The sequence below is a fragment of the Peribacillus cavernae genome, assembly GCF_003989135.1.
GTDB lineage: Bacteria > Bacillota > Bacilli > Bacillales > DSM-1321 > Peribacillus > Peribacillus cavernae.
The window spans coordinates 41,833-57,890 of record NZ_RYZZ01000046.1; the positions used below are offsets into that span (position 1 = coordinate 41,833).

16 protein-coding genes are annotated in these 16,058 nt (G+C 42.7%); 14 read left to right on the forward strand and 2 right to left on the reverse strand.

Features of this window, described 5'->3' with window-relative positions:
• The first annotated feature begins 165 nt into the window (after window positions 1–165).
• From ELQ35_RS21390 to ELQ35_RS21430, 9 genes are all read left to right on the forward strand, one after another.
• Window positions 166–1,842: a spore germination protein gene (locus tag ELQ35_RS21390; protein WP_370873518.1), complete on the forward strand. Its 1,677-nt coding sequence runs from the start codon at window positions 166–168 to the stop codon at window positions 1,840–1,842.
• Window positions 1,790–2,902 carry a GerAB/ArcD/ProY family transporter gene (locus ELQ35_RS21395; RefSeq protein ID WP_126867208.1) on the forward strand — a complete coding sequence of 371 codons (1,113 nt, stop codon included), beginning with the start codon at window positions 1,790–1,792 and terminating at the stop codon, window positions 2,900–2,902. The genes ELQ35_RS21390 and ELQ35_RS21395 overlap by 53 nt, the downstream gene beginning before the upstream one ends.
• Window positions 2,883–4,106, forward strand: coding sequence for a Ger(x)C family spore germination protein (locus ELQ35_RS21400; RefSeq protein WP_126867209.1), 1,224 nt, complete (start codon window positions 2,883–2,885; stop codon window positions 4,104–4,106). Before ELQ35_RS21395 ends, ELQ35_RS21400 begins: the two co-directional genes overlap by 20 nt.
• A 27-nt stretch (window positions 4,107–4,133) precedes the next feature.
• On the forward strand, window positions 4,134–4,337 hold the full coding sequence (locus ELQ35_RS21405; protein WP_126867210.1) for a CLC_0170 family protein: 204 nt from the start codon (window positions 4,134–4,136) through the stop codon (window positions 4,335–4,337).
• A 560-nt stretch (window positions 4,338–4,897) separates the two neighbouring features.
• Entirely contained in the window at window positions 4,898–5,707 is an 810-nt protein-coding gene (locus ELQ35_RS21410; RefSeq protein WP_126867222.1) for a transporter substrate-binding domain-containing protein, read from the forward strand.
• A gap of 118 nt (window positions 5,708–5,825) precedes the next feature.
• Complete coding sequence (locus ELQ35_RS21415) at window positions 5,826–6,461, forward strand: amino acid ABC transporter permease (protein WP_281278149.1); 636 nt, start codon at window positions 5,826–5,828, stop codon at window positions 6,459–6,461.
• A complete protein-coding gene (locus ELQ35_RS21420) occupies window positions 6,454–7,176 on the forward strand; it encodes an amino acid ABC transporter ATP-binding protein (RefSeq protein WP_126867212.1) in 723 nt (240 codons plus the stop codon). Before ELQ35_RS21415 ends, ELQ35_RS21420 begins: the two co-directional genes overlap by 8 nt.
• A 363-nt stretch (window positions 7,177–7,539) precedes the next feature.
• A complete protein-coding gene (locus ELQ35_RS21425) occupies window positions 7,540–8,529 on the forward strand; it encodes an aromatic acid exporter family protein (protein WP_126867213.1) in 990 nt (329 codons plus the stop codon).
• Window positions 8,530–8,557: 28 nt separating this feature from the next.
• Window positions 8,558–9,067 carry a L,D-transpeptidase gene (locus ELQ35_RS21430; protein WP_126867214.1) on the forward strand — a complete coding sequence of 170 codons (510 nt, stop codon included), beginning with the start codon at window positions 8,558–8,560 and terminating at the stop codon, window positions 9,065–9,067.
• Window positions 9,068–9,129: 62 nt separating this feature from the next.
• Here the strand turns inward: ELQ35_RS21430 and prli42 are convergent, their stop codons facing one another.
• On the reverse strand, window positions 9,130–9,225 hold the full coding sequence (prli42, locus tag ELQ35_RS22760; protein ID WP_185861855.1) for a stressosome-associated protein Prli42: 96 nt from the start codon (window positions 9,223–9,225) through the stop codon (window positions 9,130–9,132).
• A gap of 168 nt (window positions 9,226–9,393) precedes the next feature.
• On the opposite strand from prli42, the gene mce reads away from it, so the two are divergent.
• The 5 genes from mce (at window position 9,394) to gndA (ending at window position 15,564) form a co-directional block, all read left to right on the forward strand.
• On the forward strand, window positions 9,394–9,816 hold the full coding sequence (gene mce, locus ELQ35_RS21435; RefSeq protein WP_126867215.1) for a methylmalonyl-CoA epimerase: 423 nt from the start codon (window positions 9,394–9,396) through the stop codon (window positions 9,814–9,816).
• Window positions 9,813–11,363 (forward strand): acyl-CoA carboxylase subunit beta, encoded by a 1,551-nt coding sequence (locus tag ELQ35_RS21440; protein ID WP_126867216.1) that lies wholly within the window; start codon window positions 9,813–9,815, stop codon window positions 11,361–11,363. Before mce ends, ELQ35_RS21440 begins: the two co-directional genes overlap by 4 nt.
• Before the next feature lie 98 nt (window positions 11,364–11,461).
• Window positions 11,462–12,583, forward strand: a complete 1,122-nt coding sequence (locus ELQ35_RS21445) for a M20/M25/M40 family metallo-hydrolase (protein ID WP_126867217.1) — start codon at window positions 11,462–11,464, stop codon at window positions 12,581–12,583.
• A gap of 142 nt (window positions 12,584–12,725) precedes the next feature.
• Window positions 12,726–14,027 (forward strand): DNA polymerase IV, encoded by a 1,302-nt coding sequence (locus tag ELQ35_RS21450; RefSeq protein ID WP_126867218.1) that lies wholly within the window; start codon window positions 12,726–12,728, stop codon window positions 14,025–14,027.
• A 124-nt stretch (window positions 14,028–14,151) separates the two neighbouring features.
• Window positions 14,152–15,564: an NADP-dependent phosphogluconate dehydrogenase gene (gndA, locus tag ELQ35_RS21455; protein ID WP_126867219.1), complete on the forward strand. Its 1,413-nt coding sequence runs from the start codon at window positions 14,152–14,154 to the stop codon at window positions 15,562–15,564.
• A 289-nt stretch (window positions 15,565–15,853) separates the two neighbouring features.
• Here the strand turns inward: gndA and ELQ35_RS21460 are convergent, their stop codons facing one another.
• Complete coding sequence (locus tag ELQ35_RS21460) at window positions 15,854–16,027, reverse strand: asparagine synthase (protein WP_126867223.1); 174 nt, start codon at window positions 16,025–16,027, stop codon at window positions 15,854–15,856.
• Window positions 16,028–16,058: the final 31 nt, after the last annotated feature.

A 16,058-nucleotide genomic window follows, 5' to 3' on the forward strand; every position in this document is an offset into this window, starting at 1 on the left:
TCCTATTTATTATTACCAAAGGAACTTTAAATTACTTAAGACGTAATAAAAGAAGAAATGACGGTGGGCTATAGAGGGAATGAATATATGTTTTCTACAACAATTTGGTAATAAAGGTATAGTTTTTTATTACAGGTACAAAGTAATAAAAAGGGTGGTGATACCTTGTCTTTTTTTCGTAACCGTTACCAAAGAAAAACTCTCCGTAATGCTTCGTCTGAGGAAATTCCCAGCAAGACTTTAAGGGCACATGATCAAGAAAGAATTTCCGCTTCCCTTGATGAAACGGTTCATTTTATGAAGGAAATACTTGGCGATAATGATGATTTTGCTAGTAAGCACTTTCGAATATTTGGCCGGTTTCGTGCTGTTATGTTTTATTTTACAAACTTAACGAATCAAGACATCCTTAATAATGATATTTTAAAGCCATTAATGTATGTGCCGCTGCATTTATCTGAAAAAGAGATTTTACTGGCCGAGTTAAAGGACGTCATTACTAATGAAACGCTTTATCACAGTCAAGTTAAGATTGACGATTGTCTGGATCAGTTAATCGATTTCATCTTACGTGGAGAAACAGTCATTGTTATTGATGGTATAGCGGAAGCTTTCCATATCGGTACTCGCACTGTAGAGAAACGGGCCATTGAACAGCCAGAAACAGAACAGGCTATTTTAGGGCCACGTGAAGGATTTATCGAAAACATTGCTACCAATATTTCGTTGCTGCGCTATCGGCTTCCAACTGCTGACTTGCGTGTGAAAACAATGACGATAGGACGTATCACAAAATCAACGGTGGCTGTTTGTTATATAAAAGGAATAGCGAATAATGGAGTTGTCAGCGAAGTAGAGAAACGGCTATCTGAAATCGATATTGACGCCATAATGGATGCGGGGTATTTGGAGCAATTCATTGAGGATAATCCATATTCGCCGTTTCCTCAAGTTCAAAGCACGGAAAGGCCGGATAAAACGGTGGCCAATATTTTAGAAGGAAGAGTGGCTATTTTAGTTGACGGTTCTCCGTTTGCTTTGGTAGTTCCAGTGGTTTTCAATCAGTTTTATCAAACGGTTGAAGACTATTCATCCAGATTTTTGATAGGCAGTTTTGTCAGAATTGCACGTATGTTGGCGCTGGTTTTTTCGCTCATTATTCCTTCTCTTTATGTGTCGTTCATTTCCTTTAATCCAGAATTGCTGCCAACAGAGTTTGCCGTTGCCGTGGCAGGAGGGCGAGCTGGTGTCCCTTATCCTGCAGTTATTGAAGTGTTACTGATCGAGGTCTCGATGGAAGTACTGCGGGAAGCAACTGTCAGGCTTCCGAAACAAGTAGGCGGAGCGTTATCAATTGTCGGAGTGCTTGTAATCGGTGAAGCAGCTGTGAATGCGGGGCTGGCAAGTCCCATTACGATTGTAGTAATCGCGTTGACAACGATAGGTTCTTTTGCAACACCTGCTTATACGGCTGCCTTTGCACTAAGAATGCTTCGGTTTCCCATTATTATTTTAGCAGGGGTTTTCGGTCTCTACGGAGTCGTAATTGGAGTCATTTTCATTTTTAACCATATGCTCTCGTTAAAATCATTCGGAGTCCCCTATATGTCACCGGTTTCTCCGGGAAATTATCAGGGATGGAAAGATGTCGTGTTTAGAAGCCCTTTATGGTTGATGCCGAAAAGGCCCGCATTTCTTCAGTCAGCAAACGATAAAAGAATAGGAGGGAAGAGAAACAAAACGATGGCGGAGAATAAATTCGGAAACGATCAACAGGAGGGTGACACAAGTGGAGGATTCGAGAGAAATAACAACCCTTCAAGCAGCGACAATCTTAATTAGCACCATTATCGGGGTTGGGATTTTGCCTTTGCCGCTGTTTGCTGTAAGAGCAGGGGATACAGGAGCTCCGCTTGTCACGCTGTTAGGGATTGGAATAGCTGCCATAGGACTTTTCATTATTACCAAACTGGGCATGCGCCATCCACAGAAAACGATTATTGCCTACAGTGAAGAGATCCTGGGAAAATGGTGGGGTAAAATCTGCAGCTTAATTGTTATCATCTTTTTTGCATTTTTAACAGGGTTTGCCTCACGTGAATTTGGTGCTGTCGTCATCACGGCTATTTTGGGGGAAACACCGCTTGAGATTGTCGTGATTGTCATGCTTCTATTAGCTGCAGTAAGTGTACGGAATAACATTAATACGTTTGCCTATATACACAATTTTTACGTTCCGATTATATTGGCTCCGGCCTTAATTATTGTCGTGTTCTCTTTACAGAATGGCAATATGATTTACCTGCAGCCTCTTACAGGAAATAACTTTAACGAGATGTTTTCAGGGACATTAATGATAGCATCCTTGTTTCAAGGTTCCTTTATCATGACACTGATTATTCCTGCTATGAAGCATCCAAAAAAAGCGATGAAGGCAAGTATGTGGGCAATCCTTATATCTGGTGGGTTGTATTTGCTGATTGTTGTCGCAACAGTTTCAGTTTTTGGCACGGAAGAAATAAAACAACTCTTTTGGCCTACATTAGAACTTGCGAGAACCACTTTTTTACCGGGGAACATATTACAACGTTTAGATGTTGTTTTTTTATCTGTCTGGGTTACCGCTGTATTTACGACCTTATTTTCGAGTTATTATTTTACCGCTTTTTCGATAAAACAGTTTTTCCAATTACAGGATCATAAAATGCTCGCTTATTTCATTCTTCCGTTTGTCTTTATTTTGGCCATGCTGCCGCTAAACATTTTTCAATTGTATCAATTCATTGAAAACGTGGGGAAAGTTGGGCTTACTATTACCATTCTTTATCCGCTCTTATTATTAATAATCGATTTTATGAAAGGTAAGAGGAGGAGGGGGAAGAGTGGGTACAAACAGCCGTAAAGTGAAATTGACCTTTTTGTTCTTTCTTCTGGTGCCCCTTCTAACCGGTTGTTGGGATAGTCGAGAAATTGAGGAACGCGCAGTCGTTCTGGCAATGGGGATAGATAAAGCCCCAAATGAAGAGGAAGAAGAGGGGGAAATTGCTCATTTAAAAGGGAAATTTCCGACTCCTAAAGAGGGAATGATTAAGCTTAGTGCACAAATTGCCGTTCCTGGCCGAATTCCATTAGGTCCGCAAACAGGCGGTGGTGGCAATGGGGAACAAAAATCAGTGGTGGTAATTCATGTTGTAGGACACACCATTGAAGATGCAATGCTCAATCTTCAACAAGAAGTCGCAGATGAGTTGTTTTTAGGGCATTTAAGGATCATTGTCCTGAGTGAAGAAATGGCGAAAAATGGTACCCAGCGTTTTAACGACTACTTAAAACGCAATCCGCAAATTAGAAGAACGGCATCATTCGTAGTTTCAAAGGAAAAGGCTTCAAAATACATGGATGCATCTCCAGAATTAGAGCCCGTTCCAGCGCTTTATTTGGCAGCAATGGTCGAAAATTTGGTGATGTTAGGAAAATTTCCTCATAGTTTCATCGGGCTATTTTGGAGTATTCTGTCAAGCAAAGGGCAAGATGGCTATCTTCCATATCTGGACATCAAAGAGGATGGAACGATACAAATCAGTGGCCTTGCGTATTTTCGAGGGGATAAAATGGTGGGAAAAACAAAACCGTTGGAAATTGGTGCATATATGGCTGCCATCGGAGAAAAGACAGGGGGCTACGGAACATTTGTGGAAGTTCCGAACACAGATGAGGTCGTAGTAGTTCAACCGATCAAACGAAGAACAAAAATAAAAGCAAGCTTACAAAATGGAAAGCCGCATATTTTTGTGAAAATTTATTATGAAAGTGACATCGAAGAGAAAGAAAATCCCGACATCACCGTTAAAACAGCTGAAGATATCCGAAGAATCGAGAAGGAAACCGAAAAAAGTGTCGACCAAGCGGTCAGTGAATTAATCTCTAAAACACAAAAAACAAGGTCCGACATTTTTGGATACGGCGAGCATTTCAGGGCAAAGTTTCCCGATTATTGGAACAAGAACGTCAGGGAAAAAGAAAACTGGGAGGCAATTTACGAAAACCTTTCCTTTGATGTGAAAGTAAAAGTTAATATTCGCCGTGCCGGCATGAAAGCCAAATAACGTAAGATGAAAGGAAAAATCATTGTTGTGAATAATATTGGTTTTATAGGCTATGCTGTCTCTCTTTTTCTAATAACCGGTTTGTTGCTACTGTTTACAGATGTAAAGGCAAACAAAAATAAAGGTTTAAAAAAAGAAAGAAAAGCCGCGCTCGTTATGGGCTGGGTTAACCTTTCATTGGGCATTCTCTTGACTCTTGTTAATTGGATTTATTGGTCCTGGGTTTGGTAAACAGTTTTTTGAACCTATTACAGAGGGAATTCCAGAAAAAAGGGTAGATGAAGCAGTAATTTAACTGCTTCATCTACCCTTTTTTTAACATTTAATCTGTAGAATTATATTGGTTTCCCATTGTTATCGTCAAGACTTCCCCAAACTTTATGGGCTATCGTGCTATATGTACCCGATTACGCAGATTATATAACTAGGTTTTGCCGGCAGGTTAAAACGGTTCAGTTACGGAACTGAATCAAGTAAAGGTAACAGAACTAAAAAAGGACGGAAACTCAAAGATAAGATTTCTTGAGTTTCCGTCCTTTCTACTGTTTATTCCTTTTTTTAAACCGCTCAATACTTGGAAAAGCTATTATGAAAAAAGAATATTATTCTACCAAACAATTATTTTTATGTATCATGTTGCATAAATATTTAATTATGTTAAAATACATTTTAGCGTATAGGTATTTGAACGTGGATTTTATTGCATGTCACTTCTATTCATAAAACAATAAATATCTGTATGAACTAATAAAGTATTCAGAAAATTACTATTGGAGGAAAACATCATGAATATGAAAAAGCTGCTGATGGGAATGTTGACTTCTGTATTATTGGTTGGCGTTCTTGCTGCGTGCGGAACTTCTGAAAAGGAAGGAAGTACGGGCAATGGTGCAGGGAACGGCGAAAAGAAAGTATTGAAAATGGGGACTTCTGCTGATTATCCGCCATTCGAATTCATTGAAACAGCCAAGAGTGATGAAATTCAGGGTTTTGATGTAGATTTGGCAAAGGCGATCGGCAAGAAATTGGGATATGAAATTCAAGTTCAGGATATTGATTTTAATGGTCTCGTGCCTGCTTTGGAGAACGGACAGGTGGATTTGGTTCTTTCCGGAATGACTCCTACGGCAGAACGGAAGAAAACCGTTGATTTCAGTGACACTTACTACACGGCAAAACATATGATCGTCACCAATAAAGACAGCAAAATCGAAACACCTGAAGATCTGAAGGGGAAAACAGTTGGTGTTCAGCTTGCTTCCATCCAGGATGGACTCGCTACTGACTTTGTTAAAAAAGATCATATTAATATGAAAATTGAAAAGCGAAACCGTATCCCAGAATTGGTTCAGGAAATGAATGCTGGCCGCTTTGATGCGGCCATCATTGAAGATACAGTGGCGAAAGGGTACTTGGATGATAATAAAGAACTTGCCGGCCATGTGATTGAAAGTGGCGCAGAAGACGCTGGTTCTGCAATTGCTTTTCAGAAAGGCAGTGAGTTAACCGAGAAATTCAATGCTGAGTTAAAGAAAATGCAAGAAAACGGCGAACTTGAAAAATTAGTCGTAAAATGGTTTGGCGATGGCGAAACCAAGTAAATCATTTAGTATTAGGGAAACGTTCAGAACGGCTCTGCCTGTCTGGACGTTTTTCCGCGGTTATTAGTCTATTTTCCTGAGAGGTGAACATACATTGAATCTTGATTTTGAACGAATTATGCCTTCTTTGCCATTTATTTTGGAAGGGATTCCGATGACGCTCCAGGTTGTTGCGGCTGCAGCATTACTCGGGTTTGTGCTCGGAACCATTCTTTCATTGTTAAAAATCAGCAGGATCAAGCCTTTAAACTGGTTGGCAGATTTCTATACATCGATTTTTCGCGGAACACCGCTTGTGCTTCAATTAATGCTAATTTATTTCGGATCGCCTCAGGTTTTTGGTGTCCAGATTGAAGCTTATACAGCGGCATTTCTATCGTTTGGCTTGAATTCGGCCGCGTATATATCGGAAATTATCCGCGGCGGGATCCTTGCTGTTGACAAGGGTCAGCAGGAAGCTGCGTTGGCGCTCGGAGTGCCTTACCGCAGCATGATGACAAATATCATCCTGCCGCAGGCTTTAAAAAACATTCTGCCTGCATTAATGAATGAGTTTATTTCATTGACAAAGGAATCAGCCGTGGTTACTGTTATCGGTCTCTCAGACATCATGCGCCGTTCCTATATTGTCGGCGGTGAAACGTATAAATTTTTCGAACCGATTTTATTTGCGGGCCTTATTTATTATGTAATGGTGATGATTTTAACCCTGATTGGAAAAGCGATTGAAAGGAGAATGAGACGCAGTGATTAAAATTGACAATCTCCATAAAAGCTTTGGAAAGCTTGAGGTATTGAAAGGGATTAACACGGCGATTAAAGATGGTGAAGTAGTCGCAATCATTGGTCCATCAGGCTCTGGGAAATCAACTTTTTTACGATGCCTTAATCTCCTGGAAAGACCGACAATGGGACAAATCTGGATTGGTGATTCCGAGGTAACAGATAACAAGACCAATATCATGAAGGTCCGCGAAAATGTCGGAATGGTATTTCAGCACTTTCACCTGTTTCCTCATAAAACCGTGCTAGGGAACCTGACCTACGCACCGATGAAAGTAAAAGGACTGTCAAAGGCAGAAGCCGAATCGCAGGGGCGCGAGCTATTGAAAAAGGTGGGGCTTTCCGATAAAGAGAATGAATACCCTAACCGTCTTTCCGGCGGCCAAAAGCAACGCGTTGCGATTGCGCGGGCGCTTGCGATGAATCCGGAAGTGATGCTCTTTGATGAACCAACTTCTGCGTTAGACCCGGAGATGGTAAAGGAAGTGCTCGAGGTAATGAAATCTTTGGCCCATACCGGGATGACGATGGCGATTGTCACTCATGAAATGGGCTTTGCCCGGGAGGTTGCCGATCGTGTCTTATTCCTGGATGGAGGGAATCTGTTGGAGAATACAGCACCGGAGGAATTCTTTACAAATCCAAAAAGCCAGCGCGCCCGTGATTTCCTTGAAAAGGTACTGTAAATGAAGCAGAGCTTCTTTAAAATGCAATCGGTTGTTTATTTTTGGACAAATTGTTGTATAATGAATATAGATTAGATATTCATATTGAATATATTTAACCCATTGCCATATGATAGTAAAAGACCGAAGATGCTGTAACATCTCCGGTCAGCAATAAGACGTACCCTTCAAAGGGGTCAGCGTCTGTTGGTTACAAAAATTGACCTCACCTAGCTGCTAAACTCGGGGGTCTATTTTTTTGTCTTTCTTTAGATTAGTTAACAAGGCAACTGATAAATCCTTGTCATTTTGTAAACATTTAATGTGAAATATCCTGTTTAGCTGATACTATAAGTAATATGGAAAAAACACAGGTGATCTATCATGTTTAAAATTGGATATCGAACGATCAAAACTGCTTTAGGGGCCACAGTGGCGATCATCATTGCACAGCTGTTTGGTCTCGATAACTTTGCTTCGGCAGGCATTTTAGCGATTCTCTGCATCCAGGTCACAAAGAAAAAATCATTGAAAGCAGCCCGGTCCAGGTTTTTTGCCTGCGTGCTTTCAATGGCTTTTTCATCCATCCTGTTTGCAGCAATTGCCTACCATCCGGTTGTGATCGGATTGATACTTCTGCTATTTATCCCAACTACAGTGGCACTGAAGGTCAATGAAGGCATTGTCACAAGCTGTGTCATCATTCTCCATTTTTACTCTGCAGGCAAGGTAACGCTGGATCTTTGGCTAAATGAAGTTGCTTTAATAACAATTGGCATCGGGGTTGCCCTGATCATGAACCTTTATATGCCAAGTCTGGAAAATAAGTTGATTAGTTATCAGGAAGAAATTGAAAAAAATTTCAGTGCGATTTTGATGGAAATTGTCAATTACTTACGGACAAACGACAGCGATTGGGACGGTAGGGAAATTACAGAGACGAACCGGCTTCTGGCGGAAGCAAAATCGCTTGCATTCCGTGATGTTGAAAATCACTTTTTTAGGGAAGAAGATATTTATTATCATTATTTCAAGATGCGCGAGAAGCAATTTGAAATCATCGAGCGGATTCTCCCCCTTGTGACGAATATTCCAACGAACGTAAAACAGAGCGGGATCCTTGCTCAATTCATTGGAAAATTAAGTGAAAACGTCCATCCGCAAAATACAGCGATCATTTACCTGCGCGAACTTGAAGACATGAGAGGGAGATTTAAGGAAATGGATCTGCCGGTTACACGTGAAGAATTTGAATCCAGGGCGGCTTTATTACAGCTCATGAAGGAAATAGAGCGGTATCTCGAGCTCAAGCATTCTTTCAAGGGTCTTCCAGTAAAAACAAAAGGCCGAATGAAAAGCAGTTCCCTTGCTTAAAATAAGGAAAACGCAAGGGAGGTACATCATGAAGCTGCTACTTTCTATTCTGCTTGCCCTAACGGTTTCACCTGTTTATCCTGATGCACCCGCTGTAAAGCCGGGAGATCCTTTTTTAATCGTTAACAAGGCTACAAATAAGCTTGCTTTCATAGACGACAATGCTGTGCAGGAGGTCTTGCCTGCCGGGACAGGGAAAAGCGATGAATTAACTCCGGAAGGATTATTTACCGTGAAAGTAAAAGCCGTTAACCCATATTACCGGAAAAAGAATATTCCCGGCGGTGATCCAAAGAATCCATTAGGAACAAGGTGGATCGGCTTTGATGCCAAGAATACAGACGGAAGAATATATGGGGTCCACGGGACAAATCAGCCCTGGACGGTTGGAAAAAATATCTCAGCAGGTTGTATACGCTTGAAAAACGCTGATGTAGAGAGACTTTATAATAAAGTTCCAATCGGAACTAAAATTCTTGTCACCAGATCTACTAAGGATTTTTATACACTTGCTAAACAAAATGGTGCGATTAAATAGTGTCAGGAACGAAATAGGGCCTTAGCAAAAGAAGATGTCTTCCCTTGCTAAGACCCTTATTTTTATAAAACAAATGCCAACCCCGACATTAATGATGTTAACAGCATGGATATCAGCATCAAATAGATGACTACTTTTCTGATTTTTCTATTTCTCATCATGGTCCCCCTGTTGGAATGGATTACTTTTATTGTAACGCGGCCGTTAGAAGGAGACAAGCGCTAATTTTGATATATTTTTACAGACTTTTAAGCAGGATTTTTGCCGCTTTTTGTTGAATATTGTTATAGTTAAATAATTGTCAAATGAAGATGGGGGACTTTTTTATGATAAAAAATATTGATCATATCGGAATTGCCGTTTCATCATTAGACGAAGCCCTGCCGCTTTATACAGATGTCTTTCAGTTAAAGCTTGAGGGTGTGGAAACGGTGGAAAGCCAAGGTGTCAGGGTCGCTTTTGTCTCTGCCGGAAACACCATGCTGGAACTGTTGGAAGCGTTATCTCCGGACAGCCCGATCGCAAAATTCATTGAAAAGCGGGGACAGGGCATTCATCACATCGCCCTGGGGGTGGAAAATATTGAAACGAGAATTCAGCAAATCAAGGAAAAGGGCATGAAAATGATTGATGAGAAGTCAAGGATCGGCGCTCATCATGCCAATGTTGCCTTTCTGCATCCGAAAGCAACAGCAGGCATTCTTTATGAATTTTGTGAACGGAACCAGACAGAGGAGGATCATGAATGACAGATATCTATGAAAAAATCAATGAACTATATGACCGGCGCCGTGAAATCGAGCTTGGCGGCGGCGATGACCGAATTGATAAGCAGCACGAAAAAGGGAAGCTTACCGCCAGGGAACGGATTGAGCTGCTGGTCGACCCGGGAACATTTGTCGAATTAAACCCTTTCATTGAGCACCGCAGCCGTGACTTTGGCCTCGATGGCGTGAAGGGTCCTGGCGACGGTGTTGTAACCGGCTATGGCAAAGTAAATGGAAAACCGATTTATTTATTTTCGCAGGACTTTACCGTTTTTGGCGGTGCTCTTGGGGAAATGCATGCTAAGAAAATTGTTAACGTCATGGATCTCGCCGCGAAAAACGGCGCTCCCTTTGTCGGATTGAATGATTCAGGCGGTGCCCGTATTCAAGAAGGTGTCGTTTCCCTGGACGGCTATGGCCATATTTTTTACCGGAACGCGATTTATTCAGGAGTGATTCCGCAAATTTCTGTGATCATGGGGCCCAGCGCCGGTGGAGCTGTTTATTCGCCTGCGATTACCGATTTTGTTTTCATGGTCGAAAAAACCAGCCAGATGTTCGTTACCGGCCCAAAGGTTATCGAGGCGGTAACCGGGGAAAAGATCAGCTCTGAGGATCTAGGAGGCGCAAGTGTACATAACAGCATCAGTGGAAACGCACACTTTCAGGGAGAAACAGAAGAAGAAGTAATTGGAATGGTGCGGGACCTTCTTAGCTATCTGCCGCAAAATAATGAAGAAAAACCGTCGCGTACTGAGCCCGATGACGAGGATGATTACCGCCCGGATTTGACAGATACAATTCCGTTTGACGGGCTTCGTCCATACGATGTCCGTACCGTAATAGCAGAAGTTGCGGATAAAGATTCATTTATGGAGGTACAGAAGGATTTCGCTAAGAATATTGTCATCGGCCTCGCGAGGATAAAGGGCGAAGTGGTGGGATTGGTATGCAATCAGCCTAAATTCATGGCCGGGGGACTGGATATCAATTCTTCCGATAAAGCGGCTCGCTTTATCCGCTTTTGTGATTCTTTTAATATCCCGATTATTACATTCGAAGACGTTTCTGGCTTTTTCCCAGGCGTAAAACAAGAGCACGGAGGCATTATCAGGCATGGTGCAAAAATCCTTTATGCCTATTCAGAGGCAACCGTGCCGAAGCTAACGGTCATTCTGCGCAAGGCATATGGCGGTGCTTATGTTGCTCTTAACAGCAAATCGATCGGAGCGGATCTGGTGTTTGCTTGGCCAAATGCGGAAATTGCCGTCATGGGGTCTCAGGGAGCTGCCAATATTATTTTTGCAAGAGAAATCCAGAACAGCGAAAGCCCGGAACAGACTCGTGCCCAGAAGATAGAAGAATACCGCGAAAAGTTTGCCAATCCATATGTAGCGGCAGGGCAGGGGATGGTTGATGATGTCATTGATCCGCGCGACACAAGGATCAAGCTTGTCCAGGCGCTTGAAATGCTTCGTAATAAGAAAGAGTCCCGTCCATATAAAAAACACGGGAACATCCCACTGTAAAGCTGGTCCAGACGTCAAAAATTGGTTCCGAAAGTTTGCCGCCTGCTGAATATCAGGGGTATACTTAGACAGTAGATAATTTTTGGAGGTTTTGTACTTTGATTAATGAAGAGCGTTTAGTCCAGGAATTTATGGAATTGGTTCAAATCGATTCGGAAACAAAATTTGAAGCCGAAGTTTCCAAGGAGCTGAAGGATAAGTTTTCCGCGCTTGGCGTCGATGTATTTGAAGACGATACAACCGGTGAAACTGGTCATGGGGCCGGAAACCTTGTATGTACGCTTAAAGGTACAAAAGGAGATGCAGAAACCATCTACTTTACGTCCCATATGGATACGGTCGTACCGGGAAAAGGAATCAAGCCGTCGATTAAAGATGGATATATCGTTTCAGACGGCAGGACGATCCTTGGTGCTGATGATAAAGCAGGACTTGCTGTCATGCTGGAAACAATCAGAGTTTTACAGGAGCAAAAAATTGCACATGGCACAATTGAATTCATCATTACCGTCGGTGAGGAGTCCGGTTTGGTAGGTGCTAAAGCGCTTGACCGTTCTTTAGTAACAGCAAAATTCGGTTACGCACTTGATAGTGATGGAAAAGTAGGTAATATCGTCGTTGCTGCACCGACTCAGGCTAAAGTGAATGCGGTGATTCACGGGAAAACAGCTCATGCCGGTGTCGCCCCCGAAAAAGGAATTTCGGCGATCACGATTGCTTCCAAAGCGATCTCAAGAATGTCGCTTGGCAGAATCGATGAAGAAACGACAGCCAATATCGGCCGTTTCGAAGGCGGAACTCAGACGAATATCGTCTGCGACTATGTGGAAATCCAGGCAGAGGCCCGCTCGTTGATTCCTGAAAAAATGGAACAGCAATCAAACAAGATGAAGGAAGCGTTTGTTGCGGCTGCGATGGAAATGGGCGGTCGTGCAGAGGTTGAAGTAGTCGTCATGTATCCAGGTTTCAAATATGGCGCAGGCGATCATGTTGTCGAGGTGGCAAGAAAAGCCGCCGAAAAAATCGGCCGACCTTGTGAACTGCAGCAAAGCGGCGGCGGAAGCGACGCGAACGTAATCGCTGGCTTTGGCATTCCGACGGTCAACCTTGCAGTAGGATACGAAGAAATTCACACAACGAATGAAAAGATTCCTGTAGAAGAGTTGACAAAGCTTGCTGAGATGGTCATTGCCATCGTCCAGGAAGTAGCAGGGGAGTAATTTTTCAAAAGCATTTAAAAGGGAAGGGGAGATTTTCGAGAGATATCGGGAATAAAGGCGCTGAATTTTCAGCGTCTTTGTCGTTTGTTGACCTGTTTTGTTACAATAGATGTATACAGTGTTTGAAAAGGAAGTGACCGAGGTGAATGATATGTATCCGAAAAGTGGAAGAGTCATCCTCCATGTTGATATGAATAGCTTTTACGCCTCGGTAGAAATGGCTCAAGACCCTTCATTGAAAGGAAAACCGCTGGCAATCGCCGGTGATGTACAGGAAAGGAGGGGCATTATCGTAACCTGCAGCTATGAGGCAAGAAAGTTTGGCGTCAAAACGACAATGCCTTTATGGGAGGCAAAAAAGCTATGTCCTCAGCTGGTTGTAATGAAGCCGAGTTTCGAGAAGTACCGTTCGGCTTCACTGTCCATTTTTGAACTGCTCAGGCAGTATACAGAATGGGTCGAGCCTGTTTCAATAGATGAAGGATACCTGGACATAACAGATTGCGGTGAGATTGGCTCACCCATCGAAATTGCTGAAGGCATACAGAAAAAAATCTTTGAGACGATGGATCTGCCGTGCAGCATTGGAATCGCCCCCAATAAATTTCTTGCCAAAACAGCTTCCGATATGAAAAAACCAATGGGTATCACGATTTTACGAAAACGTGACGTTCCGCAAAAACTCTGGCCGCTTCCGGTGGGTGACATGCACGGAATCGGCAAAAAGACTGCTGAAAAGATGGGGAGGATTGGTATAAATACCATCGGGGATTTAGCAAAGGCCAATGAAGTCCAAATCAAGCAGGTGGTGGGCATTAACGGTCTGCGTTTGAAAGAACGGGCAAACGGCAATGATCAAAGACGGGTCGATCCTGAGTCTATTTTTGAACATAAAAGTGTGGGAAATTCAACGACGCTGCCCCATGATTCAACCAATCAAAAAGATTTGATTTCCATCTTGCGAAAACTATCGGAAAAAGTTGCCCTTCGGCTAAGGAATAAAGGGCTGGTCGGCCAGAAAATCGGCGTTACGATTCGCTATAAAGATAGAAAGACGATCACGAGGAGCCGGCTGGTCGACAATCCTTTTTCCGAAGCGGGTGAAATTCATGCTATGGCTGTCGAACTTTTTAAAAAGCATTGGAGTGGGGAAGGAATCAGGCTGTTAGGGGTAACAGCCTTCGAGGTCACTGAAAAAGAATTTGCCTTCAAGCAGCTCGATTTATTCTCCTATCAGAAGGATGCCGAAAAAGAATCTTTATATGACGCATTAGAACGATTGCAGATAAAGTATGGCAAGAACATCATTAACAAAGGAGTTCCTGCCGTGAAAAGCATCGGACAGCCCCCGATTGTAACGGAGACCAGTTTCAGCAAGGATTTTTTTCATAATTTTAGTTTAAAAGCGGGAACGATCAACATTCCAAAAAAAGACGAAAAATGAACGTTTTTTTTCGATAAATCTGCAGTTAATGTGTAAAATATGTAGGAATAGGCGTGATGTTTGAACAGTGGTCAGGATGTTAGAGTATAGTGGTCCGATAAGATAAAGAAGGGAAGAAAAATATATGTCAAAACAGCAAATTGGTGTAATCGGGCTTGCCGTAATGGGCAAGAATCTTGCTTTTAATATTGAAAGCCGAGGCTATTCTGTCTCAGTATACAATCGTTCAAGAGAAAAGACCGACCAGATGATGAATGAAGCCCGTGGCAAAAACGTTGTTCCTGCATACAGCCTCGACGAGTTTGTCTCGTCACTCGAAAGTCCGCGCAAAATTTTATTAATGGTTAAAGCCGGAGAACCGACGGACGCAACGATCGAACAACTTAAACCCCTTCTTGATAAAGGCGACATCGTGATCGACGGTGGGAACACTTTTTTCAAGGACACTCAGCGCCGCAATGAAGAGCTGAGTGAGCTTGGCATCCATTTTATTGGTACCGGTGTGTCCGGCGGAGAAGAAGGAGCCTTGACAGGGCCTTCCATTATGCCTGGCGGGCAAAAAGAAGCCTACGAGTTGGTTGCCCCGATCCTAAAAGACATCTCAGCTAAGGTAAACGGCGATGCCTGCTGTACATATATAGGCCCGGATGGTGCCGGGCATTATGTGAAAATGGTCCATAATGGCATCGAGTACGGGGACATGCAGCTGATTTCAGAATCTTATTTCTTATTGAAGAATATCCTTGGACTTACTGCCGAGGAACTTCACAGCGTTTTCGCAGATTGGAATAAAGGCGAGCTGGATAGCTATTTAATCGAAATCACCGCTGATATCTTTAAGAAATATGATGACGAAACCGGCAAACCGATGGTCGATGTAATTCTCGATAAAGCCGGCCAAAAGGGTACAGGAAAGTGGACAAGCCAGAGTGCCCTAGACCTTGGTGTCCCGCTTCCAATTATTACGGAATCCGTTTTCGCACGCTTTATCTCTGCTCTTAAGGATGAGCGCATCGCGGCAAGCAAAGTGTTGAGCGGTCCTCAAGCAGAGTCGTTTTCAGGCGATAAGGACGCTTTTATCGAAAGCATCCGTAAAGCACTGTATATGAGTAAAATTTGTTCTTATGCCCAGGGCTTTGCACAAATGAAGGCTGCCTCTGAAGAATACAATTGGAATTTAAGCTACGGCGAGATCGCAATGATTTTCCGCGGCGGCTGCATCATCCGCGCGCAGTTCCTGCAAAAAATCAAGGATGCCTATGACCGTGATGCCAACCTGAACAACCTGTTGCTCGATCCTTATTTCAAGGAAATCGTCGAAAGCTATCAGGGAGCACTACGTGAAGTAATATCAACAGCCGTCATGAACGGAATTCCGGTACCGAGCCTCTCGGCAGCCCTTTCCTATTATGACAGCTACCGCACCGAAACACTGCCTGCCAACCTGATCCAGGCGCAGCGTGATTATTTCGGCGCCCACACCTATCAACGGATTGATAAAGAAGGCACTTTCCATACAGAGTGGATGGAGAAATAAGAATGACAAAAACGGACTAAGCCTTAATGGTTTAGTCCGTTTTTTATCGATAAAAGAATATTCAGGGTAAATGTTATTCCTTGACAATGAATGATTGCCTTTCAGCTGCATATTTTGCCTATATGAGCCATTATTTAAATTTAAGAGCGATTATCAGGATTTAAGAGCGATTATCGGATTTTAAGAGCTATTTTTAAAATTTATGATCTATCAGCAAAATTTATCAGCTATTACCAAATCCTCGAGCGAATGAACTAAAAAAGGAGCACAAAATTGTGCTCCTCCTGTACTAACGACGATGCTCCACAAGGTCAATGACACCAAGAACCACATGGGCCAATCCAAATCCGAATATTGTATTGGCAACCATTTTATTTGAACCCCGGTTTTGTTTCATTGCATAACCAGCAGCTGTTACAGCGGTACCTAAAGTAGTAGGAATCAAGCCTTCACGAACGTCCATGGTTATATTCATTCCTTTCGCTTCGCTCAAG